Origin of the sequence: Flavobacterium sp. IB48 (assembly GCF_016405855.1) — a bacterium.
Taxonomy (GTDB): Bacteria; Bacteroidota; Bacteroidia; order Flavobacteriales; family Flavobacteriaceae; genus Flavobacterium; species Flavobacterium ginsengisoli.
The window spans coordinates 505,031-530,070 of the sequence record NZ_JAEFCA010000002.1 but is presented as its reverse complement, the minus strand read 5'-3'; the positions used below and the strand labels follow the sequence as shown (position 1 = coordinate 530,070).

Annotated in this window: 20 protein-coding genes; 5 read left to right on the top strand and 15 right to left on the bottom strand. The window is 35.2% G+C overall.

The features are described from left to right. Position 1 precedes the first annotated feature (1 nt). Entirely contained in the window at positions 2–712 is a 711-nt protein-coding gene (locus tag JC605_RS09395) for an ABC transporter ATP-binding protein (RefSeq protein WP_198855920.1), read from the bottom strand. Between the two features lie 286 nt (positions 713–998). On the opposite strand from JC605_RS09395, the gene JC605_RS09390 reads away from it, so the two are divergent. Together JC605_RS09390 and JC605_RS09385 are read left to right on the top strand one after the other, a co-directional pair. Then, positions 999–2,348 carry a sigma-54 dependent transcriptional regulator gene (locus JC605_RS09390; RefSeq protein ID WP_177209826.1) on the top strand — a complete coding sequence of 450 codons (1,350 nt, stop codon included), beginning with the start codon at positions 999–1,001 and terminating at the stop codon, positions 2,346–2,348. Between the two features lie 2 nt (positions 2,349–2,350). Next, positions 2,351–3,685 carry a PAS domain-containing sensor histidine kinase gene (locus tag JC605_RS09385; RefSeq protein ID WP_198855919.1) on the top strand — a complete coding sequence of 445 codons (1,335 nt, stop codon included), beginning with the start codon at positions 2,351–2,353 and terminating at the stop codon, positions 3,683–3,685. A gap of 124 nt (positions 3,686–3,809) precedes the next feature. Here the strand turns inward: JC605_RS09385 and JC605_RS09380 are convergent, their stop codons facing one another. Further along, positions 3,810–4,697: a DMT family transporter gene (locus JC605_RS09380; protein ID WP_198855918.1), complete on the bottom strand. Its 888-nt coding sequence runs from the start codon at positions 4,695–4,697 to the stop codon at positions 3,810–3,812. Between the two features lies 1 nt (position 4,698). Beyond that, entirely contained in the window at positions 4,699–5,220 is a 522-nt protein-coding gene (locus JC605_RS09375; protein WP_198855917.1) for a GNAT family N-acetyltransferase, read from the bottom strand. A 62-nt stretch (positions 5,221–5,282) separates the two neighbouring features. Here JC605_RS09375 and JC605_RS09370 point away from each other — a divergent pair, with 62 nt between their 5' ends. Continuing rightward, a complete protein-coding gene (locus tag JC605_RS09370; protein ID WP_198855916.1) occupies positions 5,283–6,146 on the top strand; it encodes a LysR family transcriptional regulator in 864 nt (287 codons plus the stop codon). A 4-nt stretch (positions 6,147–6,150) separates the two neighbouring features. Here the strand turns inward: JC605_RS09370 and JC605_RS09365 are convergent, their stop codons facing one another. The 7 genes from JC605_RS09365 to JC605_RS09335 form a co-directional block, all read right to left on the bottom strand. Next, entirely contained in the window at positions 6,151–6,597 is a 447-nt protein-coding gene (locus tag JC605_RS09365) for a GNAT family N-acetyltransferase (RefSeq protein WP_198855915.1), read from the bottom strand. Between the two features lie 456 nt (positions 6,598–7,053). Continuing rightward, on the bottom strand, positions 7,054–7,380 hold the full coding sequence (locus JC605_RS09360; RefSeq protein WP_026728926.1) for a multidrug efflux SMR transporter: 327 nt from the start codon (positions 7,378–7,380) through the stop codon (positions 7,054–7,056). 73 nt (positions 7,381–7,453) lie between these two features. Then, complete coding sequence (locus tag JC605_RS09355) at positions 7,454–8,014, bottom strand: Crp/Fnr family transcriptional regulator (RefSeq protein WP_198855914.1); 561 nt, start codon at positions 8,012–8,014, stop codon at positions 7,454–7,456. Between the two features lie 159 nt (positions 8,015–8,173). Beyond that, positions 8,174–9,664 (bottom strand): TolC family protein, encoded by a 1,491-nt coding sequence (locus tag JC605_RS09350; RefSeq protein WP_198855913.1) that lies wholly within the window; start codon positions 9,662–9,664, stop codon positions 8,174–8,176. A gap of 192 nt (positions 9,665–9,856) precedes the next feature. After that, positions 9,857–12,979, bottom strand: a complete 3,123-nt coding sequence (locus JC605_RS09345) for an efflux RND transporter permease subunit (protein WP_198855912.1) — start codon at positions 12,977–12,979, stop codon at positions 9,857–9,859. Between the two features lie 50 nt (positions 12,980–13,029). Continuing rightward, a complete protein-coding gene (locus tag JC605_RS09340) occupies positions 13,030–14,124 on the bottom strand; it encodes an efflux RND transporter periplasmic adaptor subunit (RefSeq protein ID WP_233074076.1) in 1,095 nt (364 codons plus the stop codon). A 236-nt stretch (positions 14,125–14,360) separates the two neighbouring features. Beyond that, positions 14,361–14,720 carry a hypothetical protein gene (locus JC605_RS09335; RefSeq protein ID WP_198855911.1) on the bottom strand — a complete coding sequence of 120 codons (360 nt, stop codon included), beginning with the start codon at positions 14,718–14,720 and terminating at the stop codon, positions 14,361–14,363. Between the two features lie 241 nt (positions 14,721–14,961). Between JC605_RS09335 and JC605_RS09330 the strand changes: the two genes are divergently transcribed. Continuing rightward, complete coding sequence (locus tag JC605_RS09330) at positions 14,962–15,321, top strand: nuclear transport factor 2 family protein (protein WP_198855910.1); 360 nt, start codon at positions 14,962–14,964, stop codon at positions 15,319–15,321. A 140-nt stretch (positions 15,322–15,461) separates the two neighbouring features. On the opposite strand, the gene JC605_RS09325 is transcribed toward JC605_RS09330, so the two are convergent. The 4 genes from JC605_RS09325 to gndA form a co-directional block, all read right to left on the bottom strand. Next, a complete protein-coding gene (locus JC605_RS09325) occupies positions 15,462–17,186 on the bottom strand; it encodes a hypothetical protein (RefSeq protein ID WP_198855909.1) in 1,725 nt (574 codons plus the stop codon). A 339-nt stretch (positions 17,187–17,525) separates the two neighbouring features. Beyond that, positions 17,526–18,242: a 6-phosphogluconolactonase gene (gene pgl, locus JC605_RS09320; RefSeq protein ID WP_198855908.1), complete on the bottom strand. Its 717-nt coding sequence runs from the start codon at positions 18,240–18,242 to the stop codon at positions 17,526–17,528. After that, positions 18,226–19,755 carry a glucose-6-phosphate dehydrogenase gene (gene zwf / locus JC605_RS09315; RefSeq protein WP_198855907.1) on the bottom strand — a complete coding sequence of 510 codons (1,530 nt, stop codon included), beginning with the start codon at positions 19,753–19,755 and terminating at the stop codon, positions 18,226–18,228. The genes pgl and zwf overlap by 17 nt, the downstream gene beginning before the upstream one ends. Before the next feature lie 30 nt (positions 19,756–19,785). Beyond that, the gene (gene gndA, locus JC605_RS09310) at positions 19,786–21,195 is read right to left on the bottom strand and encodes an NADP-dependent phosphogluconate dehydrogenase (protein ID WP_198855906.1); all 1,410 of its coding nucleotides are present in this window, start codon (positions 21,193–21,195) and stop codon (positions 19,786–19,788) included. A gap of 434 nt (positions 21,196–21,629) precedes the next feature. Here gndA and JC605_RS09305 point away from each other — a divergent pair, with 434 nt between their 5' ends. Next, complete coding sequence (locus JC605_RS09305; RefSeq protein WP_198855905.1) at positions 21,630–23,390, top strand: hypothetical protein; 1,761 nt, start codon at positions 21,630–21,632, stop codon at positions 23,388–23,390. A 71-nt stretch (positions 23,391–23,461) separates the two neighbouring features. On the opposite strand, the gene JC605_RS09300 is transcribed toward JC605_RS09305, so the two are convergent. Next, a complete protein-coding gene (locus JC605_RS09300) occupies positions 23,462–24,538 on the bottom strand; it encodes a calcium:proton antiporter (RefSeq protein ID WP_177209807.1) in 1,077 nt (358 codons plus the stop codon). Positions 24,539–25,040: the final 502 nt, after the last annotated feature.

The following is a 25,040-nucleotide window of genomic DNA, read 5'->3' as shown; positions in this document are numbered from 1 at the left end:
TTTAGCAGTTAGAATTAACTAAAACATCAACATTTCTATGATTTACTTTTTCAGAAAGGATTTCGCCATCTTTCATTAAAATTGTTCTTTGCGAGAAAGAAGCATCGTAATCTGAGTGTGTTACCATCAAAATTGTCGATCCGCTGGCATGAAGATCGGTCAACAATTCCATTACTTCATTTCCGTTTCTGCTGTCTAGGTTTCCTGTTGGCTCATCGGCCAAAATAATTTTCGGATTATTGATTAAAGCTCTTGCTACGGCTACACGCTGCTGCTGTCCGCCTGAAAGCTGTTGCGGAAAATGCTTCAATCTATGAGCGATTCCCAAAATTTTTGCCATTTCGTTTACGCGTGATTTTCTTTCGGCAGAAGGAACGTTATTGTAAATTAAAGGCAATTCGATATTATCAAAAACAGATAATTCATCAATTAAATTGAAGTTCTGAAAGATGAATCCGATGTTTTCTTTTCTGGCTTGCGCTCTAGACTTTTCTTTTAAGCCAACCATTTCCTGATCCAAAAGCTGGTAACTTCCGCTAGAAGCGCTATCCAAAAGTCCAATGATATTCAACAAAGTCGATTTTCCGCTTCCAGACGGTCCCATAATAGAGACAAAATCGCCTTGATTGATGGTTAACGAAATTTCACTTAATGCTTTGGTTTCTAATTCCTCAGTTCTAAATACTTTTGAAAGTTTTGTAATGGTAATCATAATTTGACTGTTTTAATTTTTGATTGATTTTCTTTTAAAATTTTTATGCTCTTTGGAAATGACAGAAACAAGTCTGAAAATTAAGATAAATTATTTTTAATTTATCGCTATTTATTTTGTTATTTGTACTTCCGAAAGAGGTTAATTATTAATGATTTACAAGTTCTAATGTGATTTTCGTGCCAGTAAATTAAACCTTGTAAATACCTTGTTTTTAAGGGATTATTTTTCTGAATAAATTTAAACTGTCCATAAGTGGACACCTTTCGTCCAAAACTGAACAATAATGAAAAAGACCAACGCATCTATTTTAATCATCGACGATCAGGAAGACATTCTTTTTGCATCAAAAGTCTACCTGAAAAAGTATTTTGAAAACATTTATACACTCAATAACCCGAAAAACATTGTCGAATTATTGGCAAAAAATGCCATTGATGTTGTACTGTTAGACATGAATTACAGATTAGGTTTTGAAGATGGAAGAGAAGGTTTGTATTTATTGAAAGAAATAAAAACGCTTTCGCCTAAAACGGTGGTAATTCTAATGACGGCTTTCGGAAAAGTAGAAACCGCTGTTGAAGGATTAAAATCGGGTGCTTTTGATTATATTCTGAAACCTTGGGAAAATAAAAAGCTTTTAGAATCGGTAAAACAAGCTGTAGATAAAGCTCGAAAAGAACAGAAGAAAAACAAAGAAGTAGAAGTAAAAGAAGAATTCTTTGTTGGCAGTTCTGAGATTATAAAAAAGGCATATTCTTTAGCAGATAAAGTCGCAAAAACTGATGCCAATGTTTTGATTTTGGGTGAAAACGGAACAGGAAAATTTGTTCTAGCGCATCATATTCACACGCAATCAGAAAGAAAAAGCCAGCCATTTATTGCTGTTGATTTGGGTTCTTTAAATTCTAATATTTTCGAAAGCGAATTGTTTGGTTATGCCAAAGGTGCTTTTACCGATGCCAAAACCGATACAGCGGGACGTTTTGAAATGGCGCAGAACGGAACCATTTTTTTGGATGAAATAGGAAATGTACCGCTTCATTTACAATCAAAACTTTTGCAAGTTATTCAGACCAAAACCGTAACAAGATTAGGAGAAACTAAAGCAAGACCTTTAAACGTTAGAATTATTACAGCAACCAATTTGAATTTGAAATTGGAAGTTGCCGATAAAAATTTCCGTGAAGACTTGTATTATCGCATCAATACGATGGAAATTGTTTTGCCTCCGCTTAGAGAACGTCACGAAGATAAGATTCCGCTTGCCGAATATCTTTTGGATAAAATGATTGAGAAATATGGTCGTGACGAAATCACTTTTGATAAAAAAGTCTTAGAACAGATTGAAAAACATGCTTGGAACGGAAATATCCGTGAAATGGAAAATAAGATTGAACGTGCCGTTATTCTTTGTGAAAATAACACCATAACGGTTTCTGATCTGGATTTAGAAACGATAACGCCTTACGAGGAAAACTCAGATGATATTCAGCTTTCTTCGGTTGAAAAGGCAACAGTTGAAAAAGCACTGCTTAAAAACAACAACAATATTAGTAAAACTGCCGAAGAATTGGGTTTGTCAAGAGGCGCGCTGTACCGACGTTTGGAGAAATTTAATATCAATATCGACTAATTATGCTAAGGACTTTACAAACTTATAAACTCCTTTTTCTGCGATTAATTTTGATCGTGATCGGAATCGAATTGTCGCTGTATTTCTTTAGAATTGGTTTGCTTTTTACGGGAGTTTTTGGTCTCTGCATGGTTTTTCTGCTTGGGAGGGAAATGTATTTTTATGTTAGAAATTTAGTTCTGATTTACAATAAAACCATTTCTTCGATATTGCAGGATGATTTTAGTTCCGATTTCTCAAAACATAAATTCAATAGCACTTACAATGAGCTCTTTACCTTGTATGAAACTTTAAAAGGTAAACAAAATGAGCAGGTCACGAGAGATATTATCTACCGTTCGATTTTAAACAATATAGAATCGGGTGTTATTATTTTACAGAAACAAGAAAGTGATTGGAGTATTTTTTTGATGAACGATTATTTTTCGAGTCACTTTAATGTTCCGAAAGTTTCAAAATGGAAATATCTTAAAAATCAGCTGCCCTCTTTGTGCGAAATTATCGAAGAAGATGATTTTCATGAAATTAAAACTTCAATCGAACTTAGTATAAACGAACAAAGTAAACAGACGTTTGTTTTGCAGGCTTCACGAACCGAAATTTTTGGGCAGGATTATTTTATTGTTCTATTAGATTCCATTCAGAATGTAGTAGAAAAGAAAGAAAAAGATGCGTGGATTAATTTGATGAAAGTGATTTCGCATGAATTGCTAAATTCTATAACGCCAATTCGTTCGATTTGCCAAAATCTGGAAGATTTAGTAGAACAAGATTCACTTTCGACAGAAGACTTAGAAGATATCAAACATAGCGTTCATACAATGCTGAGACGAAGCGATCATTTGCAGAAATTTGTTGAAGGGTATCGAAAACTGGCAATGCTTCCTTCGCCTAAAAAAGAAAAAACTTCACTGCAACACATAACTGAAAACTGTATTCAGGTTATGAATCCGTTGTTTAGGAAAAATAATATTGAAGTTACCAATTCCGTTACTCAAAATTATCTAATAAATATAGATTCGCAGCAGATAGAACAAGTAGTGATTAATTTATTGACAAATTCGATTAATGCTTTAGAAAATAGCAATACGAAGCAAATTTCGATTTCTGCTGAAGCCAAAAACAATCGCATTTTTATAAAAGTTTCGGACTCTGGAAAAGGAATTGAAAAAGAAATTGAGGACAAAATATTTCTTCCGTTTTTCACCACCCGAACAGAAGGAGCGGGAATTGGATTGACTTTATCGAAGAACATTATAGAAGCGCATGGTGGTTATATTTCGCATAAAAACGAAAATGGCAAAACGATTTTCGAGATTTCTTTGATTGAGGATTGATTAGCCTAAAAAAAGATTTAAATTTTTTCACGCAGATTCAGCAGATTTAAAAAGATTTATTAAAATAAAAATCTGCGTTGATCTGCTTAAATCTTTTTAAATCTGCGTGAAATATTTTAAAATATTAGTTTTTTCTAATCAACAGCTTTAATTTTTCGCTTTTAAAATTGACTTCAGAAATAATTGTAGCAGAAAAAATTAAAGTTCCGCCCAAAAGCAGTCGCCATGAAAGGTTTTCTCCCAAAATAAAAAAAGCTCCAATTGCGCCAAAAACAGGCTCAAACAAATAAATAACCGCTACACGTTCTGCCGATAAATAACGTTGTGAAATGTTTGAAACCGTATACATAAAAGCCGTAGAAAACAAAGCACAGTAAATTACGCCCATCCAAAACGTATTATTTTGAGGAAACCATTGAGATGAACTGTCTGTTATCGCTATAAAAAAAGTGAAAAGCGCACAGAACGCAAACATTGGCACAATAGAATACAAAAGATTTTTGGTGGCCGAATGTTTTTCAACAGCAATTAAATAAACTGCAAAAGCAAAGGCTCCTGCAATGGTAAATAAATCCCCGAAGTTTATGGTAAATTTATCTTGAATGGCAATAATAAATAACCCAGTTAAAGCCGTCAAAGCGGCAATCCAGATTTTTAGTGAAGCGTTGGTTTTATAAATGGCTAGTTTTAATAACGGAATAATAATTACGGTTAATCCAGCAATAAAAGAGCATTGTGAAGCATCTGTATATTTAAGTCCAACAGTTTGAAGCTGAATGCCTAAAAACATCGGCACAGCAAGCAAAAAGCCTGTTTTAATGGCTTCTCGATTAATGTCTTTGACATATTTCCAAAAAATAATACTCAATACCACAACAGCCAGTAGGAAACGATAAAATAAAAATACGTTTAGCGAATAGTAGCCAATTGCCATTTTCGTAACAGAGTAAGATACTCCCCAAAATGCAGTGCCAAGAATTAATAAAAACAATAAAAGCTGTCTTCTTTCCATTTTAAATCAATACTTTTTTCATCATTAAATCGGTTTGCTCGTCGTTGCCTAATCTAAAAATATGGGTGTCAAATTGTACGAAACCGTTTTTAGTGTAGAAACTTACTGCTCTAAAATTCTTTTCCCAAACACCCAACCACATGTAAGTAGCTTTTATTTCTTGGGCAATTTCTTCTGCTTGAGCGTATAGTGCTTGGGCGACTTTTTTGCCATGAAATTCCTTTGCCACATAAATACGTTCTATTTCTAAGGCGTTTAAATCTTCTTTTTCGGTTTGTGCATCAGTTGTATTCAATTTTAAGTAACCGACTATTTTTTCATCTAAAACAGCTAAATAGAAATACGATGAAAGATTGTTTAATTCTGCTGTCAGTTTTGCTGTAGCGAAGCTTTCGTCCAAATATTTTTTCATGTTTTCTTCGCTGTTGACATCGGCGAAGGTTTCAGAAAAAGTTTGTCTGCCAATTGATTGCAATTTTAAAGCATCTTCAGTTGTGGCTTTGGTTATTTTTAACGTATTCATGTTTGTTTCTTTAATGCGTTTAAAGCTGTTTTTTGTTTCTGATAAATGCGTAAATTGCATCAATGGATTTACAGCAGATTAAATATTTTTTGGCTTTGGCCCGCGAACTTCATTTCTGGAACACCGCCGGTAAAATGAATATTACACAATCGGCACTTAGCCGTCAGATTCAGTCTCTTGAGAATCAGCTTGGCGTGCAGCTGTTTGAGCGTAACAAACGCAATGTTAAACTTACTGCAGCTGGCCAGTTCTTAAAAGAAAAATGGGAAGTTGAATTGAGTAAACTAGAGTTTATTCATCAATCTGCCCGTCAGATTCAGCTAGGCGAGAGCGGTACGATTACCATTTCTCATCCCGATTCTATTTCGGCTTCTCTTATGCCCGAAATTTTGTCGCGTATTTCAGAAGCTTTTCCAAAACTAAAAATCAAACTGGTTCAGGTGCTGTACGAGAATCAGCAGGATTTTCTGCGAAATTATAAAATAGATCTGGCGATTACCAGAGATATCAATAATTCAAAAGATATTCAATCTCAAAAAATCTATACCGATCACTTAGCAGTTGTTGTTCCAGAAGATCATCCATATCAAACGCCTGAGGATTTTACTAAAGAAACCCTTGCGTCTCAAAAGTTTATTTTACCAACTAATGACGAAGGCAGCAGTTACAGCGACCTTATTCAGAGATTATTCAATTCTTTGGATAACGCGCCAGAAGCTTATCTTCAGTCTGAATTTGGTTCTTCGATAATTGCTTTGGTTCGAAAAGGCCTTGGAATCGCGATTTTACCCGATTCGTATGTCTTTCATGAAATCCCTGGAATCCGATTTATAAAATTGCCTCTAGAAACCGATTTGTATGTCAATTGGAGAACCGAAGATCATAATCCGGTACTGGCCAATGTTTTGAAATTGATTATTCCGTAAATCGTTAAGCTCTTAGCATTCCGATATGCGGAATTCCGTCTTCATCATACACTTCTCCTTGTTCTGCAAATCCTAAAGATTGATAAAATTTGGATAAATGGTATTGCGCACTAATTCTAATTGGACCTTTTCCGAATTTCTCTTCGCAACCCGCAATCGAAGCTTCCATTAGTTTTACTCCTAAACCTAATCCGCGATGCGATTTGGCAATTACAACTCTTCCAATTGAAACTTCATCATACGATATTCCTTTTGGAAGTAAGCGCGTCACACCTGCCAATTCGTTATCGACATAATACAATAAATGAAAACCTTTCTGGTCTTTATTATCTAAATCGAGATAAGGGCAGTTTTGTTCGACTACAAAAACGTCACTTCTTAACCGAAGCATGTTGTACATTTCGTGATTGGTTAACTCGTCAAAAGATTTAATGGAATGGCTGAATGTCATTTTTTATTTTAGGCTTTAATTTTTGGCAAAGATAAAGGAGAGAATAATGATTAAAAATGCTATTTTTTTATCATGTGATGCTGGAATTGCATTAGTTGTTTTAAATTCCAAATCTTAAATTCCAAATTCCAAGCCGAAAACACAAAACGAAAGTGGAAACTTTGTCAAAGTTAAGGCAACAGTTTACGTCAACAGTTTGTCATTCCGAGGAACGAGGAATCTCCGCATGAAACTCTACAAAGATTGGCAACTATTCTGAACGGAGCTACTTGCGGGGATTCCTCCTTCGTCGGAATGACAAGATTGCGTGAAAATCCTATGTGTTAGAAAATAGTTTCTTTTAATTACCTTTTTTTGAGAGAGGGAAATGTACGTTTCCATGCGTTTAAAAACAAAAAAACTTTGTCAAAGCTTTAAAACTTTGACAAAGTTGTATCCAATTCGTGTAATATATTTTTAGTGAGAAACTGCCTTTAAACCAACAATAGAACCAACTAAAGTAGCCAAGAAAAACAATCTCCAGAACGCCGCAGGTTCTTTAAAAACAAAAATTCCGACCAGTACAGTTCCCACAGCTCCAATTCCTGTCCATACAGCATAAGCGGTTCCCAGCGGAAGGGTTTCTGTTGCTTTCATTAATAAAAGCATACTTACAGTTAACGAAATAAAGAAACCAATATACCAATAGTACATTTCAGTTCCAGTAGTTGCTTTTGCTTTTCCAAGACATGATGCGAAGGCTACTTCAAATAGACCCGCGATGATTAAAATAATCCAGTTCATATAGTTAAAATTTTGTGATGCAAAGTTCTTTTATGGAAATCAGAAAAAAATTAACAAATGATAAAAAATGAAGTTATTTTAAATCTGCACGTATTCTACTTAAACTGACTTGTGTAATTCCCAAATAAGAGGCAATATGTCCTAATTGCACTCTTTGGAGAAGCTCAGGATGATCTTTCATTAATTCCAAATAACGTTCAGACGCATTTTTGAATTGTTTAGAGATCAAACGTTCTTCAGTTTTAATCAATTCTTTTTCAGCAAATTTTCTTCCCCAATTGGCGATGTGAACATCTTCATTAAAGAGTTTTCTTAGATTTTCTGTTTTGAGTTCGTACAATTCGCAGTCTTCCAAAAGTTCGATGGTTTCATAACCAGGCTGATCTTCCACATAACTTTTCATCGAAATAATGGTTTCACCTTCTTTTCCAAACCAAAAAGTGACTTCATTATCTCTTTCTACATAAGCTCGCACCAATCCTTTCTTTATAAAATAAATATTAGATTCTACTTTATTGGCTTTTAGCAAAATATGCCCTTTAGCAAAAGCAATTTCGGTGACATTGTTTTGCAAAGCGAGCTTAGATTGCTCAGGAAGTTCGTGTATGTAATCGAGAATTTTGGAAATATCCATCAACGGAATTTTAGTATTTTGGAATAAAGGTAAAAAGTAAACGGTAAAATGAGTGTTGGTTTTATAAAAAAAATCCCGTTTCAAAATAGAAACGGGACTTAAAAACAACCTCTGCGATGAGCTATTATAAACAGAAGCCATTTTTGACCAACATATAAACTAATTTATTCCTCCGCCTAAAGCTTTGTACAGCAATACTTGAGAGTTTGCATTTCGAAGTTGGATATCAACAAAATCCAATTCGGCTTGCAATTTATTTTTTTGTGCATTGATGATTTCCAAATAATTAGCATAACCGCTCAAATACAAATCGTTTGAGACATTTACGGCAATTTCGAGATGATCAATTTCGTTCAATTTATATTTTAAAACATCTTCATAAGCTTCATTTCGATGCAGTAAAGCGCTTAATTCGTTGAACGCTGTCGTCACTGCATTTTGATAGTGAAGGAATGAGATTTCCTGTCTTCTGTTGGAAACATAAAATTCCTGTTTGATTTGTCCTTTATTGAAAACAGGAGCTGTCAAACCTCCTAATAATTGCCAAGCAAAGGAACCCGCATCAAAAAGAGTGTTGAATGAAAATGAGTTGAAACCTGCATAACCGCCCAGATTTACCGTTGGGAAAAAGGCAGCGCGAGCCGATTTAGCATCTGCGTTACTTGCTAATAATTCGAAGTAAGCTTCAGAAACATCGGGTCTTTTATGAATGATAGAATCTACGCTTATTTTTTGGTTTAAAACTTCTAAATGTCCAGCTAAGAAATCGTTGCTTCGGTCAATTTTTCCGCCATATTCCCCCAAAAGAGTCAATAAAGCTTTCTCTGTCTGATCAATGCTTAAATGCAGTTCTGAAGCTTCGGCATGAATGTTATTGTTTTGCGCATTAAATTGCTGTACAGCCAATTCTGTAGCTTTTCCAACAGATCTTTGTGCCGAAACAATATCTAATGCTCTTTCTTGCGTTTTTAAGTTGTTATCGTAAATCGACTTTTGTTTGTCTAATGCAATCAACTTAAAATATAAGTCGGCAACATCGCTTAAAAGGCGAGTTTGCAACAATCGCATTCCTTGCTGTGAAGCAAAAAATCGCTGTTGTGCTGCTTTTTTACGATTGCTTAGTTTTCCCCAGATATCAGCTTCCCAGGAAACTTTCGCACCTAAAAATAGGTTCGGAGTTACATCTTCGTTGATTCTTTGTTTTTCGCTAATATTCTGAGAAAAGTTAGTATCAAAGTTACCAACTCCATCCATTGTATATTTTCCGTAATGTGTTCCAGAAGCATCGGCAACAAAATCTAAAGAGGGAAGAAGCGCCAGTTTTGCCACTTTTAAATGCGAATTGGCAATCAGGATTCTTTCCTGCATAATTAAGTAATCAGGATTCTTGGCAATGGCTTTCTTTAATAAAGCTTCTAATTTTGGGTCTTTAAAAAAGGTTTCTGTTTTTAATGGAATAAAAGTCTCGTTTGATGCTTCTTTTCTTTGTGCATCAAAATTTTCTGGAAGCTTTGCCGCGTCTAGTTTAGTGCTAACTTTTGGTGCAGAACAAGCTGTCAAAAGTAAAATTCCGGTTATTACAACGGCACTTTTGGTTGTCCTTAGAAACTGCACATCAGCATTTTTATATTGATTTAATATCTCTTTCATTGTTTAATTTTATTTGTTCAATCTGCCAAGCATTTTTTAATCGTATTCATTAGCTTAGATTAATCTGTGTAAATCTGCTTTAATCTGTATTAATCTGCGTGAAAAAAACTATGGGTAAAAAATATTTCACGCAGATTTTAAAAGATTGTTGCAGATCAAATTAGATTTATTTAATCTATTTTGCTCAACGAATTAATTGTTTGACTTACTCATTCGTTTTTCCAATTTCGCAAACAGTATGTAAAGTCCCGGAATAATTAAAAGACCAAATACAGTTCCGATTAACATTCCTCCCGCAGCTGCTGTACCGATGGAACGGTTACCAATTGCACCCGCACCAGAAGCGATACACAGCGGAATCAATCCTGAAATAAAAGCAAAAGAGGTCATCAAAATAGGTCTAAAACGAAGTCTTGCTCCTTCAATTGCCGCTTCGACAATATCGCGTCCGAGTTTATTTTGTGCCATCGCAAACTCAACAATCAGAATGGCGTTCTTGGCGAGCAGACCAATCAGCATGACGAGTGCTACTTGGGCATAGATGTTATTGTCAAGTCCGACCATTACAAGTGCGATATAAGAACCGAAAACTCCAACTGGTAAGCTTAATAATACTGGGAACGGAAGCAATAAACTTTCGTACTGTGCAGCCAATAATAAGTATACAAAAAGTATACAAAGCGCAAAAATGTATATGGTTTGATTTCCTGATAAAATCTCTTCACGTGTCATACCAGACCATTCCAATTCGAAACGGCTTGGCAATTTTTCGGCAGCAATTTTTTCAACAGCTGCAATGGCATCTCCAGAGCTGTAACCTTCAGCTGGTTCACCGTTAATCATGGCTGACATGTACATATTATAACGCGTTAAAACCTCAGGACCATAAACTCTTTCTAATTTGATGAAAGTAGAAAACGGAACCATTTCGCCAGCCTCATTTTTCAGATACATATCCAAAATACTTTCTGGATTTTGACGGAATTGTGGACTTGCCTGAACCATTACTTTATACATTTGAGAGAAACGGATAAAATTGGTTGCATAAAATGAACCTAACATGGTTTGCAAAGTCGACATGGCATTGTCTACCGAAATTCCTTTTTTGGCAGCAAGATCATAATCAATATGAATTAAATACTGCGGGAAAGTGGCATCAAAACTCGAAAAAGAGTTTTGAATTTCTGGCGAAGCATTTAGTTCTTTGATAAACTCTTTAGTTACTTTGTCAGTATTGGTAATGCTTCCACCAGATTTATCCAGCAAACGAAGCTCAAAACCACTCGTGTTACCAAAACCAGGAACGGTTGGCGGTGCAAAAATTTCGATTTGTGCGTCGGTAATGTTTTTGGTTTTTTCTGTAAGTTCAGCCATGAATTCGGTTACCGAAATATCACGTTCGCTCCAGTCTTTTAGGTTAATCATTCCCATTCCGTACGAAGCTCCAGCGATTTCGGTTACAATGCTGTATCCCGCAAGAGTCGTTACGTTGTCTACACCTTTAATTCCTTGAGCAATTTTAGTTACTTCGTCCAAAGCTTTTTCAGTACGTTCTACGGTAGCTCCTTGTGGCGTTGTAACACTTACGTAAACCATTCCCTGATCTTCAGTTGGGATAAATCCAGATGCTAAAAACTTCGTTGTTCCCCATGTTAATATGCAGAACAATACTAATAATCCAATAGTTACAGTGCTGCGATCAGCAAATTTTACTAATACTTTGATGTATTTTGAAGTAATATTATCAAACCAGTGGTTGAATCTGTGGAAGAAACGATCTAAAAGCGATTTTTTCTCTTTGTTCGGATCGTGCGCTTTTAGCATAATAGCACAAAGGGCAGGAGTAAGGGTAAGGGCATTAATACCTGAAATCACAATACTAATGGCCATTGTCAATGAGAACTGCCTGTAGAAAACTCCAACAGGACCACTCAAGAATGCAACGGGAATAAATACGGCAGCCATTACAATCGTAATTGCAATAACGGCACCTGTAATTTCTTTCATGGCGCTAATGGTAGCTTCCATTGGCGACATATGTTCTTCGGAGATTTTTACGTGAACGGCTTCGACGACGACAATCGCGTTATCGACCACAATTCCGATAGAAAGAACTAAAGCAAAAAGCGTTAATAAGTTGATCGAGAATCCCATCATCGACATAAAGGTAAACGAACCAATAAGCGCGACAGGAACAGCCAATACCGGAATTAAAGTTGATCTCCAATCTTGAAGGAAAAGGAAAACGACGAATGCCACTAAAAGAAAGGCTTCAACCAAAGTTCTCAATACTTCATGAATCGAAGCGTCAAGGAAACGCGAAACATCATAAGCAATATTAAATTCCATTCCAGGAGGAAAAGAAGAACCTTTTAATTCGGTCATTTTTTCTTTTACGCTAGCAATAACTTCAGAAGCATTCGAACCTGGACGCTGTTTCAACATGATTGATGCCGAAGGTTTTCCATCGGTTTTAGAAACCATTCCGTAACTCATCGCACCAAATTCAATTTTTGAAATGTCTTTCAATCTTAAAATAGTTCCGTCTGAATTGGCTCTTAACGGAATTTCTTCATATTGTTTTGGCTCGAAGAACTTTCCGCCATACTTAATTACGTATTGTAATTGATTGTTCATTTGTCCTGAACCTTCACCTACTTTACCAGGTGCGGCAGAAATGTTTTGTTTTTGAAGTGAAGCAATAACTTCATTTGCCGAAATATTATACGAAAGCATCTTTTCTGGATCTAACCAGACACGCATCGAATATTCTTTCTGACCCATGATTTCGGCACGTCCGACACCATCAATACGTTTTAATTCCTGTAGAATATTAATATCGGTAAAGTTGAAGATAAATTGCTCGTCCTGAGTTTTGTCGGTACTCGTAATGTTCAAGTACATCAACATACTGTTTACCTCTTTTTCAGTTGTAACTCCGGCACGAATTACCTCTTCTGGAAGTTCATCCAAAATCGTGGTAACCCTATTCTGCACGTTTACAGCAGCCAAATCGGGATCGGTTCCTACTTCGAAGAAAACCTGAATTAAAGTTAAACCATCGTTGGAAGTTACGGTTGACATATACGTCATTCCAGGCACACCATTGATGGCTCTTTCTAACGGAAGGGCGACTGCATTGGCCGAAACCTCTGCGTTTGCTCCTGTATATTTTGCTGTAACGGTTACAGACGGTGGTACAATGTCTGGAAATTGGGTAATAGGAAGCTGAAACAACGCCAGCAATCCCAGAAGGACTATCATAACCGAGATGATTAATGACAATATTTTCCTCCTGATAAATAACTCTATCATTTTAAATGTTTTAGATAAATAATTAAATAACTGTTTTACAGATCGATAATCTACATTTGTTTCATGTTGATTTTATCACCGTCTCTTAATGATTGTGTGCCTTCTTGTACAATCAGGTCGTCGCTTTTTAGACCATCATTTAAGATATACACATCATCTAGAGTCGTTTCAATGGTAACATTCGTCATTTTAACTACTCCATCTTTGTTCACACGGAAAACGTATTGTTTGTCTTGGATAGAAAAAACAGCTTTCTGCGGAATTAAAATTGCATTGGTTTTTGGCTCCGAAATAATCAGTTTGCCAGAAGTTCCATGCTTGATAAATCCTTGCGGATTGTGAAATTTTGCTTTGTATTGAATAGAACCTGTTTGTCTGTCGATATCTCCATCAGCAGTTCTTAATTCTCCTTTTTGATCGTAAATTTGTCCGTTTGGCAACACCAATCTAATATCGCCTTGCGTGTTTAAAGCTTTGTCTTCCATCATTTGGAAATACGTATTCTCAGGAATTGAGAAATAGGCGTAAACATCGTCTAATTGAGAAACAGTAGTCAATAATGAACCATTTTCTACTAAACTTCCTTCCTTAAACGGAATACGGTCAACTGTTCCGTCAAATGGTGCGCGGATTGTGGTAAAGCTAATCTGTTGGTTGATTGCTTTTCTTTCTGCAGCAGCATGAGCCAATTTTGCAGAAGCGGCATCATTTTTTGCTTTAGATAATTCTAATTCTTTATCTGCAATTACTTTTTTATTGAAAAGGGTTTGCGCCTGTTCCAGTTCTACAGTTGCAATTCTTAAATCGGCTTTTGCGCTTTTGTAAACGGCTTCGGCTTTTAGCAATTGAATCTGAAGTTCAACATCGCTTATTTTGAAAAGGATTTGCCCTTTTTTTACTTTTTGTCCTTCGCTAACATATACTTTGTCTAGTAGACCTGGAATACGAACGTGAATTTCTACATTGTTTTTAGCATGTACATCGGCAACAAATTTGCTCGAAACTATGGTGTCTTTTAGAGTAACCTTATAAACAGGAAACGTTTTTATGTTGTTGGAATCTTTTTTAGATTTATCTCCGCACGAGACTAAAACGAATAAAGCCAAGGTGCATAAAAGAAATGGATTTTTATAAATGCTCATCATTAGGTTTAAATTTTTGAATAAATAGATGTGCTCCCTTGATACTAAAATATCGGGAGTCTGAATTTGGATTTTGTATTCGATAAAAATCGAAACAGAAAATAAAAATGGATTCGGATGCTTCTCTGTTGGAAAAGTACCTTTTAGAGGTGTTTTTATAGCAATAGCTGCTCAATCACATATGTAAATGAGGTATTTTTCTAGAATACTAGAATATAAAAACAACGAAATACATCAGTCTAGAATAACTGGTACAAATGTAAGTGGGGATGTCTTTCAATATGGTATATTGAAGCGATACCATAGATTAAGCTTTCTTTATAAAGCTTGAAGTTGACTAAATTACTGAAATAAGGAGCTTTGATCGTACTTTGTTCTAAAGTAGTCGCTCTGCATTTCATTTTCTTTTTGAGCTTATAATGAACTTCTAGATTTTTAGAAGAAGAAAAGTCAGAAGAAAAAATCTGCGTGTCGTCTGCCGCAACACTGTCTAAGGTAATGCAACTGCTAGTGCTTAAAATCGGCTGATACGTTTCGGTGCCTCTAAAAAAAGAAAGCAACGATAGTAAAACGACATATATGAACTTTGCAGGTTTCATTTACAGTACAGCAGATTATATAATTTTGTTCCTTAAAAGGAGGGAATATATTTGTTTAAAGTGCGCCAAATATAGTAATTTGAAAAGTAAGGTTTCTTAATTTTTTTCTAAAAACTGAGAAAATTAAAAATTTGATAATATTTGAAGTTGGTTTTTAGAGTTTTGATATTTATTGAGATTTGTATTAAAAAGTTATTGTTTCTGTGCTACTTTTATAGAACTAATTAAAAAACAATTAAATATGTCAAATCAATTTGAACCAATAATAGAAAAGGCTTACAATGCTTTTAACGAAAGAAATATAGCTAATTGTTTATCTACAATGCAAGATGATGTACAATGGTCAAAAGCTTGGGAAGGTGGTTATATTAGTGGTCATGATGAAATTCGAGAATATTGGACAAGACAATGGACAGAAATTAATCCGAAAGTTTTGCCAGTTGGTTTTGATGAAAGAGAAAATGGAAGTTTAGAAGTAAAAGTTCGCCAAACTGTAAAGGATCTTCAAGGTAATTTGATGTTTGACGGATTTGTAAAGCATATTTATACTTTTCAAGACGGATTGATTAAAACGATGGATATTGAGTTAGTTGAGAATTAATTATTTCCGCGCTCTGAAAAGACTTCCAAACTTGAATTAAAGAGCTACGCAAATATCTCTGACTTTATGCAATTTTTTTGCCTTATAAATGATAAACCTAGTGACCTGATTTTTCATGATAAAAACATTAAAAATAAAAATCACTCCAAAATACTAGAAGAATCCTTAATGTCAAAATCAGCATATTGCCAAGCATCATCAAAAGAGGTTTTGATTTTTAAAGCCTCTTTTTCTTTCTTCTGTGCGGTTAAAGCATTATAAAGTCCGATTAAGGCGAAGCCGTTTTTTGGAAGCGTTTGTAAATCTTGTTTGTAGACTTTTTCAGCTTCGGCGTATTTTCCAGCTTTCAGTAAAACTGTTCCTAAATAATGTCTAACGGAGAAAAACCAATCTGGTGGTTCGTTGTAATTTAATTGGTCTTCAATTGTTATTGCTTGGTTTAAAAGAACAATTGCTTTATCCAAATTATTCTTTTTGGCTTCAACTCCTGCTGAAAGCACATTGGCAGCAATTTGAACAAGGTCATAAGTGGTATTGATATTCCAAATGGTAACCTCTTTTAAAGTTTTATCTTTTGCTAATTGGTTCAGAGAAGCAAGCTGTTTTTCGGCATTGGCGATATCATTTTTTCCGAGATAAGCCATTCCTTGAGCATAATGCCAAATAGCATTTGGATATGCGAGATCTTTTTCAGGTTGCGGAATCTCCATAATTTTATCCCACATCGAAAATTTTACAGCAATATAATACGGAATGCTATAATAATGCTGTAAAGTTCCCCAACCAGCTTCGCGCATGATTTTGGGAGACATATGCTGCTGTAATATTTGTGCCGATTCCCAAGCCAATTTTGAATTTCCTTCTAAAGCCGCTGTAGCCACCAAAAAATGATAATTGTGTGGATAATAGGCGAGAGGATAAGCGCCTTGTGCATGGCAGGCAGTTGTATACAAACTATCAATTTTAACCGCTTCAATGTTGGAAAGTGTACCTTGGTGGTAATCTCCTGTTCGAATGTAAATATGAGAAGGCATGTGTACCAAATGCCCCGATCCCGGAACTAGAGTTTCTAGTAATTTGGCACTTTTAAGTCCGTTTTCTGGATGTGCAGAAGCTTCAACCGCATGAACCAAAAAATGATGAGCGCCAGGATGCTTCGGATTTTTTTTGATCAATTCGTTTAAAACAGCGAGTATTTCTGGAGTCCATTTTTTAGGTATTCCAGTACCTTTTTCATATAGATCCCACGGATGGAGATTCATTTGAGATTCGGCATAAAGCGCGCCAATATCGGGATAAGAAGAGAATTTAGCATATACTTTTTTCATAGCTTCAGCATAAACAATATCAAGCGGTTTTCTGTCTGTTGGAGGTTTGGCGGCGTATCTAACAGTTAGTGCATCGATTAAGGCAATTTCTTGAGGTGTACAGTTGGAAGAGAGTTGTTTAGCCTTTTGAGCTGCATCATATGCCCTTTGAAAATTATCTTCTTCCATTCCCGCATTGTAATTCGGACCTAAAACATACGCAAATCCCCAATATGCCATGGCGCAATTCGGATCTAAACGCGAAGCTTCATAAAATGATCTTGCTGCTTCGGCATGATTGAATCCGTACGCCAACATCATTCCCTGATTAAAGTATTCCTGGGCTTCGGGATTATTGGTTGTAATTTTAAAATTCACACCATCAAGACCTCTAAACTTAGGCGCTTTTTGGTTTTGAGTGTACCAATCTTTATCGTTCGTCTTCGGAATATAACATCCTTGCGAAGCGCTGACTTTAACTGATTTGGGTTCGGTGTTTTTTTCTTTACAGGAAATAAAAAGAAAAAAAACAGCAATTAGAAAGTAATTATATTTCATTGCAAAATGGATTTGAAATTATATAATCAGTGTAAAAGCTCGAGAAGAATAAAAATGATGCTTATAATCTAATAGATTGAAACGGAGAGTATTAAGCAAAATTAAATAAAAAAGAAATAGGTTTGTGTAAATATTTGTTTTTCAGTGTTTTGTGATTGTGTGGCTGGGCTTTAGGTTTCACGCAGATTTTGCAGATTTAAGCAGATTCGCGCAGATTTTTTTTAATTGATCTGTTTAGATCTGCCTAAATCTGCAAAATCTGCGTGAAAAAATATCTATAAAAAATAAGGTCTACACTTTTCAGCATAGACCTTAAATTATATGGGAATAAATAATTTATTAGTTTGTTCCAGCAGCAACTTTATCCACCAAAAACAATAATTCACCAGAAACTGGTTTAATCAATTGCATTGGATATAATGTTGGATTGTATTCGCCAGTTGTAACTTCTTTCAAAGCATGAACTTTCTTTTCTCCAAAAGCTACCACTACAATTTTTTCTGCTTTATTGATTATTGGAGCCGTAAGCGTAATTCTATACATTTTTTGTGGAGCTAAATAATAAGCGTCAACCCATTTGGTTTGCTCTTCTAGAACCGCTTCACCTGGAAAAAGAGAAGCTGTGTGTCCGTCGTCTCCCATTCCTAAAAGAATCAGGTCAAATTTACCTTCTTCGCCCAAAATAGTTCTGATAGATTTTTCGTATTCAGCTGCATATTCTTCTGGTGTAACGCCATCTTTGTACATTTCAAAAATGTTTTCTTGCGGAATAGGAACGTGGCTCAATAAAGTAGAGTAAGACATTTTAGCATTACTCAAATCATCATTAAGCGGAACCCATCTTTCGTCACCCCAAAAAATATAAACTTTGTTCCAGTCTATTTTGTTTTTGTAAGCATCAGAAGCTAATAATTTATAGATTCCTGCTGGAGAAGAACCTCCTGTAAGTACAGCTGTAAACTTGCCTTTTGCCGCAATTGCTTTCTGAGCCGATTCTACAAAAAGATCTGCAGCTGTAGTATTAATTTCTTCTGTGTTATTATAAATCTGTATCATTTAAAACTTCTTCTTTTGTTTGTGTATTCGGAATCCATTTGTGGCCTTGGCGTGCTAACAATTCATCAGCTTCTTCAGGTCCCCAACTTCCCGCTTTGTAATTTGGGAAATTTTTTGGAGCAGTTGTTTTCCAAACTTGCTGAATCGTATCAATTGCGTCCCAAGCTTCTTCCACTTGATCCCAGCGCATAAATAGAGTAGGATCTCCTAGTAATGCATCTGCAATCAACGTTTCGTATGCTTCTGGCGACATTGTTGAGCAAGCAAAATAATCAAAAACCATTTCAGCAGGTCTTAAAGACATTGATAAACCTGGTTTTTTGGTCATAAATTGCAGTTTAATGTCCATTGAAGGTTGAATATTGATAATCAGTCTATTTGGTGTCATGCCTTCTTTTCCATAAGAAAATGAAGAATGCGGAACGGGTTTAAACTGAATGATGATCGAAGATTGTTTTTCTTCCATTCTTTTTCCTGAACGTAAATAGAACGGAATTCCTTGCCATCTCCAGTTGTCCAAATAAATTTTCATTGCTACATAAGTCTCTGTATTAGAATCTGGCGCAATGCCTTTGTCTTGACGGTAACCTGGAACTGGAATACCTTTTATTTCTCCAGCATCGTATTGGCCTCTTACGATATAATGATCAACTTCGTCTGGTTTGATTCGGCGAATCGATTTTAAGACATCTGCTTTACGATTACGAATGTCATCAGCATTTAAAGAAGCAGGAGCTTCCATAGCTGTCATACATAAAATCTGAAGCAAGTGGTTTTGAATCATATCTTTAAGTGCGCCAACTCCTTCGTAGAATCCGCCTCGTTCTTCAACGCCCACTTCTTCTGCAACGGTAATTTGCACGAAATCAATAAAATTACGGCTCCATAAAGGCTCAAACATTGAATTTCCAAAACGGAAAGCCAAGATGTTTTGAACTGTTTCTTTTCCTAAATAGTGATCGATTCTGTAAATCTGCTCTTCTTTGAAAGTCTGTGAAAGCATTTCATTCAACTCAATTGCAGAAGCTTTATCGTAACCAAAAGGTTTTTCAATTATAATACGATCTTGTTTTGGATTTGCCGCCAGACCAATTTTCTTGATATTGCTCGAAATTGTCGAAATGAAAGAAGGCGTAATCGAAAGATAGAAAAGACGATTAGCTCGTTCGCCAAAAGCCAAGTCAAAATTGTTTATTTTTTCGTTCAATCCGATATACGATTCTTCTTTGTCAATATCAAGACTGTGGTAAGTGATGTGAGAAAGAAATTTTTCTGTTTCTGGGTCATCAATTCCTTTTCTTCTTGAGAATAGATTTAGATTTTCTGCTACATAAGCGCGAAAATCTTCATTGGTTTTTTCAGCTCTTCCAAGAGCAATAATCTGAAACTTTTCAGACATGCGTCCGTCAAGGTACAGATTTTGAAAAGCGGGGAATAGCTTTCTCTTCGCTAGATCTCCAGTTCCTCCAAAAATTACTATAATTGTCGGATTCTTTAGTTTATTTTTAGTCATTGTGTGGTGTAGTTGTGTTGCTTTAATTATTTACTCAGCCCATTGAGTATGGAAAACGCCTTCTTTATCGATACGCTCGTAAGTATGCGCTCCAAAATAATCACGTTGTGCCTGAATTAAATTGGTCGGAAGATTAGCAGAACGGTAAGCATCAAAATAAGCCAATGAATTCATTAATCCTGAAACTGGTAATCCTTTTTGAACTGCGAATTGAATAATCGCTCTCATTCCAGATTGGTTTTCTACTAATTTTGAAGCAATTCCGCTATCTAAAAGTAAATTTGGCAAATCTGTTTTGGCAACATATGCTTTTCTGAAATCTTCTAAAATTGTTGCACGAATGATACATCCGCCACGCCAGATTTTAGCAACTGTTTCTAAATTTAATCCGTAGTTATATTCTTTAGAAGCTGTGTGAAGCTGAGCTAAACCTTGAGCATAAGTCACAACGATAGAAAAGAATAAAGCCGATTTTAAAGAAGCATTTGCTTCGTTTTGAGGAACATTTGTTTCATCAGCGTTCCAAACTAATTTCTTAGCCGCTTCAATTCTTTCTGGTTTTGTTTTAGACATATCGCGCATGTTCACTGCCGCGTCGATTGTCGGAACTGGAACTTGTAAGTCCATTGCATTTTGCGATGTCCATTTCCCTGTTCCTTTAGATCTTGCCCAATCCGAGATTTTGTTGATTAATTGCGTTCCGTCTTCATCTTTTTGTTTTAAGATATTTCCAGTAATTTCAATCAAATACGATCTTAAATCATCAGTTTGATTCCATTCAGCAAAAGTTTTCTGAATCGTTTCGTCGTCCAAGTTATAACCTCTTTTCATTAAGTCATAAATCTCAGAGATTAATTGCATAATTCCGTACTCAATTCCGTTGTGAACCATTTTCACGTAGTTTCCAGCAGAACCATTTCCTAAATATTCTACGCAAGGTTCGCCATCTACTTTTGCTGCAATTGCTTCAAAAATAGGACGAAGCCTTTCGTATGCTTTTTGATCTCCACCAGGCATCATAGCTGGACCAAAACGAGCGCCTTTTTCACCGCCAGAAATTCCCATCCCGAAGAAGTGGATTCCTTTTTCAGACAATTCGATGAATCTTCTGTCAGTATCAGTAAAATAAGTGTTTCCACCGTCGATGATGATATCTCCTTTATCTAAATGAGGAAGTAAACTAGCAATTGCGCTGTCAACTGGTTTTCCCGCAGGAACCAATAGCATAATCGCTCTTGGCTGTTGAATAAGTTCTACAAAATGCTTTACATCTGTAGTCGCTTCGATAGTATGATCAGGAGCAGCTTCTTGTTGAAGTGAGTTGACTTTTTCGGTGTCTAAGTCTAAACCTGCAGCCGCGAAGTTGTGGCTAGCGATATTTAAAAGTAGGTTACGGCCCATTACACCAAGTCCTACAATTCCAAAATCAAATTTGTTCATAGTTTTCAATTAACTAAATTATTAGAAAGCTGTTTTTTGCAGAATAAAGCACAAAAAAGCACAGTAATGTTTTTTAGTTCAATGTTTTGCAGAAAAACAATGGTTGTTTTAATTTTTTTACATTCAAAATGCAGACCGCTAAGTTAGGCAAAAATGCTGAAAAAGGAGGTGTAAAATAGTTCACTTTTGGTCTTTATTGTGATACTTTTTATGTGTAAAAATTACGCTTATTATTCCTGTTTTCCAACTAAATCGTTGTAATACTGGTAATGTCATTTGCAGACACTTTATATTAGAAGCAGCTTCATGTTAGTAAGAAAAAAGGAATAAAAAATTATAAAAATGTTTATTGAAAATATAGGAATTGAGGTATTTTTGAAAACCCAATCATTGAATCCAAAATTAATCCAATAAATTATTAGTTCCCGTTTTATATGCCAAGTAACACAAAGCTTGTTTTTAGAGTCATTTTCTTGATCATTTCGAGTGTCTTTTTTAAGGTAAATGCTCAGTCAATATTAGAAAACGAAATATCTGTTCATGCAGACAAGAAGCCATTAAGCAATGTTTTGGACTTAATGGAAGAAAAAGGAAGTTTTAGATTTGCTTATTATGGTAAACTGGCGGTAAAAGATAGTATCGTTAGCATTGATGCTGATAATACTACTATAAAAGGAGTTCTGGATCAGTTACTAGGTGCTAAATATGAATTTAAAGAATCGCCAGGATTTGTTATTGTTCGTTATGCGCCTTTAGAACTTGCTCTTGTGTTAGAAAAAAACACTGTTATGAGTGACGGACAGCAAATTGTAATTGGTTATATTGTAGATACACAAACCAATAATCGTATTCAAAATGTGAGTGTATTAGAGAAGAATGCACTAGTATCTACCTTAACCAATAAAGATGGTTTTTTTGAACTTCGATTAAAAAATGCACCTCAAGCTATAGAACTTACAGCAGTTAAGGAGAATTATAAAACGGTGACGATGGTATTTCTGTCTGAAATTAAAATTCAGATGGGAGACAAAAAAAATAAAACAGATTATATTGATGGAGATTTCTCTGCAATTGAAAGATCAGGAATTGGCCGTTTCTTTATTTCTTCCAAACAAAAAATACAAGCGCTCAATCTAGGAGGATTTATTTCTAAGGTTCCTTTGCAGGCTTCTTTAATTCCGAGTATCAGCACTCGAGGAATGCTGAATACGCAGATTGTCAATAATTTTTCGCTAAATATATTAGGAGGTTACAATGCTGGAGTTCGCGGGCTAGAAATGGCCGGACTTTACAACATAAATCGTATGAATGTTGATGCGCTTCAAATAGCAGGAATATTTAATACCGTTGGAGGATCTGTTAACGGAGTTCAGTTAGCCGGAATCTATAATAATGTTTTTGGCAATTTAAGAGGATTGCAAGTAAGTGGTATTCATAATAGTGTGAAAGGTTCGCAAGTCGGTTTGCAAATGGGCGGTATTTATAACAATGTATATAAAGATTCTAAAGGGCTTCAAATTGCAGGAATTGGTAATACAGTAAAGGGTTCGCAAAACGGATTACAGCTTTCAGGAATTTACAATATTGGAAAAGATACCGTGCGAGGCGCTCAAATTACAGGTCTTTTTAATTATGCCAAAGAATTAAACGGAGTCCAATTTGGATTAGTCAATATTACAGATTCACCTTCTGGTTATAGTTTTGGTTTATTAAATTTTAAAAAAGGCGGTTATAAAAAAATCAGCATAACGAGCAACGAAATTTCAGATATAAATCTTGCCGTAAAAACAGGAGATCATAAAATGTACACCATTTTAATGGCGGGAAGAAGCGATAGAACCGATGAAGAAAAACTGTTTTCTTTCGGAATTGGACTAGGAAAGAACATTCCGTTAGGGAAACGCTTCACTTTTAATCCCGAATTTAGCACGCAGTATCTTTATTTAGGAAATTGGGACATTTATAATTCCTTATCTAAATTTGATTCTTCCTTTTCTTTTCAATTGTGTAAAGGCGTAGCGATATCTGCAGGACCTTCTTTAAATTTTTATTGGTCTGAGAAACAAGATAAAAACGGAAACGTAAATACTTCTACATTCGTTCAAGATCGTACCAAACGCTATACTATAATCAACAATAATAGCAAAGACATTCTCGGATGGATAGGATGGAGTTTTGGATTGACACTGTTTTAAAAAATGATAAAAAAGCCTGTAAATATTGATTTTACAGGCTTTTTTAAGTTATGTGTTTAAATCTTATTTTTTTAAGGATAAATCATCAAAAACATATAAGCAAACAAATTGACTAAAAGCACAACACCATAAACGATATTCGATTTTCCTTTGCTAAGAGAAAGCATTACGGTAAAAACAGACAGCGCCAAAAGGACAATAGATTTAATGTCAAGACCTAAAACAATGGGAATTCCCAATAAGATACAAACGAGCGCAACAGTTGGAATAGTTAAACCAATACTGGCAAGTGCAGAACCTAAAGCTAGGTTTAGACTCGTTTGCAATCTGTTCTTTTTGGCTGCAATTATCGCTGCGATCGCTTCTGGCAATAAAATGATGATGGCGATTATAACCCCAACCAAAGATTTTGGAAGATTATGACTTATAATAATGGTTTCAATAGTAGGCGAGAGGGTTTTGGCCAGTAAAACCACAATTCCTAAGCTAACCAATAAAAAAAATAGGCTAGTATAAAATGTTTTATTATTAATTTCAATTGGATGTGTTTTAGATTCGTCTTCGTTTGTAGTATTGGTTAGAAAATATTGGCGATATCCTTTGGTTTGTGCAAACAAAAAAGAACCGTAAATAATCAGACAGGCAATAGAAGCAAAGATTAATTGAGGTGTTGAATAATAAGAACCATGAACACTTTCTGTAAAAGTGGGGAAAACTAGAGTAAATACAATAATCGAAATAAGCGAAACCAAACCAATGGTTACCGAAGAAGGAGAGAAATTCTGTTCATAATGTTTGATACTTCCAATAAGAAGACACAAACCTATAATTCCATTTAAGATAAGCATAGTTGCAGCATAAACCGTATCTCTGGCCAAAGAAGCGGCTTCTGAACCTTCAGAAAGCATTAAAGAAACAATAATAGAAACTTCAATTACAGTGATCGAAATAGCCAAAATAATCGTACCGTAAGGTTCTCCAACACGTTCGGCAATAATTTCTGAATGATGTACAGCCGACATCACACTTAGAATAAGCAGAATACTTGCAACGATTTGAAAAATAGTGCTGTTTTCTATAAGTCCGCTAAATAAGAGCGCCCATGAGAGAATCGGAATTATGATGGTCCACTGTAATAATTGTTTCATTTTTTGTAGTTTTTAGAATATAGGACAAAAGAACAGGAGTTTGCCTTTTTTGTAAGATAGAACTTTTATAACTAAAAATGATAAAAAAAGGCAGTTTTAAGCACTTTTTAAGTTTATTTGGACATATTTCGACTCAAAAAACAGATTTTTGACCAAATAAAATTACAGCTTTATTTAAGAATTTTGAATGATTTCTTTCGTTGCGATTTTCTAAATTGTCTAAACTTTGTCAAAGTTTCGAACTTTGACAAAGTTGGCTTCGTGTTTAAACAATTTTAGCGTTTCTCTATTTTTTCTCTCGCAGATTCAGCTGATAAAGCAGATTTTTTTAATTTGTATAATCTGTGAAATCTGCAAAATCTGCGAGAGAATATTTTAAGAATTTCGGATAATCTTCTTTCGATGCGATTGTCTAAACTTTGTCAAAGTTGACTTCGTGTTTCAAATAATTTTAGCGTTTCTCTATTTTTTCTCTCGCAGATTCAACTGATAAAGCAGTTTT

Excerpts from the sequence above, each read along its gene's own strand:
- JC605_RS09350 (WP_198855913.1), bottom strand. The coding sequence starts at position 9,664 with ATGAAAGAGATATTAAATCAATATAAAAATGCTGATGTGCAGTTTCTA.
- JC605_RS09370 (WP_198855916.1), top strand. The coding sequence starts at position 5,283 with ATGGATTTACAGCAGATTAAATATTTTTTGGCTTTGGCCCGCGAACTT.
- JC605_RS09335 (WP_198855911.1), bottom strand. The coding sequence starts at position 14,720 with ATGAAACCTGCAAAGTTCATATATGTCGTTTTACTATCGTTGCTTTCT.
- JC605_RS09385 (WP_198855919.1), top strand. The coding sequence starts at position 2,351 with ATGCTAAGGACTTTACAAACTTATAAACTCCTTTTTCTGCGATTAATT.
- JC605_RS09375 (WP_198855917.1), bottom strand. The coding sequence starts at position 5,220 with ATGAATACGTTAAAAATAACCAAAGCCACAACTGAAGATGCTTTAAAA.
- JC605_RS09360 (WP_026728926.1), bottom strand. The coding sequence starts at position 7,380 with ATGAACTGGATTATTTTAATCATCGCGGGTCTATTTGAAGTAGCCTTC.
- JC605_RS09345 (WP_198855912.1), bottom strand. The coding sequence starts at position 12,979 with ATGATAGAGTTATTTATCAGGAGGAAAATATTGTCATTAATCATCTCG.
- JC605_RS09365 (WP_198855915.1), bottom strand. The coding sequence starts at position 6,597 with ATGACATTCAGCCATTCCATTAAATCTTTTGACGAGTTAACCAATCAC.
- JC605_RS09355 (WP_198855914.1), bottom strand. The coding sequence starts at position 8,014 with ATGGATATTTCCAAAATTCTCGATTACATACACGAACTTCCTGAGCAA.
- zwf (WP_198855907.1), bottom strand. The coding sequence starts at position 19,755 with ATGACTAAAAATAAACTAAAGAATCCGACAATTATAGTAATTTTTGGA.
- gndA (WP_198855906.1), bottom strand. The coding sequence starts at position 21,195 with ATGAACAAATTTGATTTTGGAATTGTAGGACTTGGTGTAATGGGCCGT.
- JC605_RS09305 (WP_198855905.1), top strand. The coding sequence starts at position 21,630 with ATGCCAAGTAACACAAAGCTTGTTTTTAGAGTCATTTTCTTGATCATT.
- JC605_RS09330 (WP_198855910.1), top strand. The coding sequence starts at position 14,962 with ATGTCAAATCAATTTGAACCAATAATAGAAAAGGCTTACAATGCTTTT.
- JC605_RS09390 (WP_177209826.1), top strand. The coding sequence starts at position 999 with ATGAAAAAGACCAACGCATCTATTTTAATCATCGACGATCAGGAAGAC.
- JC605_RS09395 (WP_198855920.1), bottom strand. The coding sequence starts at position 712 with ATGATTACCATTACAAAACTTTCAAAAGTATTTAGAACTGAGGAATTA.
- JC605_RS09300 (WP_177209807.1), bottom strand. The coding sequence starts at position 24,538 with ATGAAACAATTATTACAGTGGACCATCATAATTCCGATTCTCTCATGG.
- JC605_RS09325 (WP_198855909.1), bottom strand. The coding sequence starts at position 17,186 with ATGAAATATAATTACTTTCTAATTGCTGTTTTTTTTCTTTTTATTTCC.
- JC605_RS09340 (WP_233074076.1), bottom strand. The coding sequence starts at position 14,124 with ATGATGAGCATTTATAAAAATCCATTTCTTTTATGCACCTTGGCTTTA.
- JC605_RS09380 (WP_198855918.1), bottom strand. The coding sequence starts at position 4,697 with ATGGAAAGAAGACAGCTTTTATTGTTTTTATTAATTCTTGGCACTGCA.
- pgl (WP_198855908.1), bottom strand. The coding sequence starts at position 18,242 with ATGATACAGATTTATAATAACACAGAAGAAATTAATACTACAGCTGCA.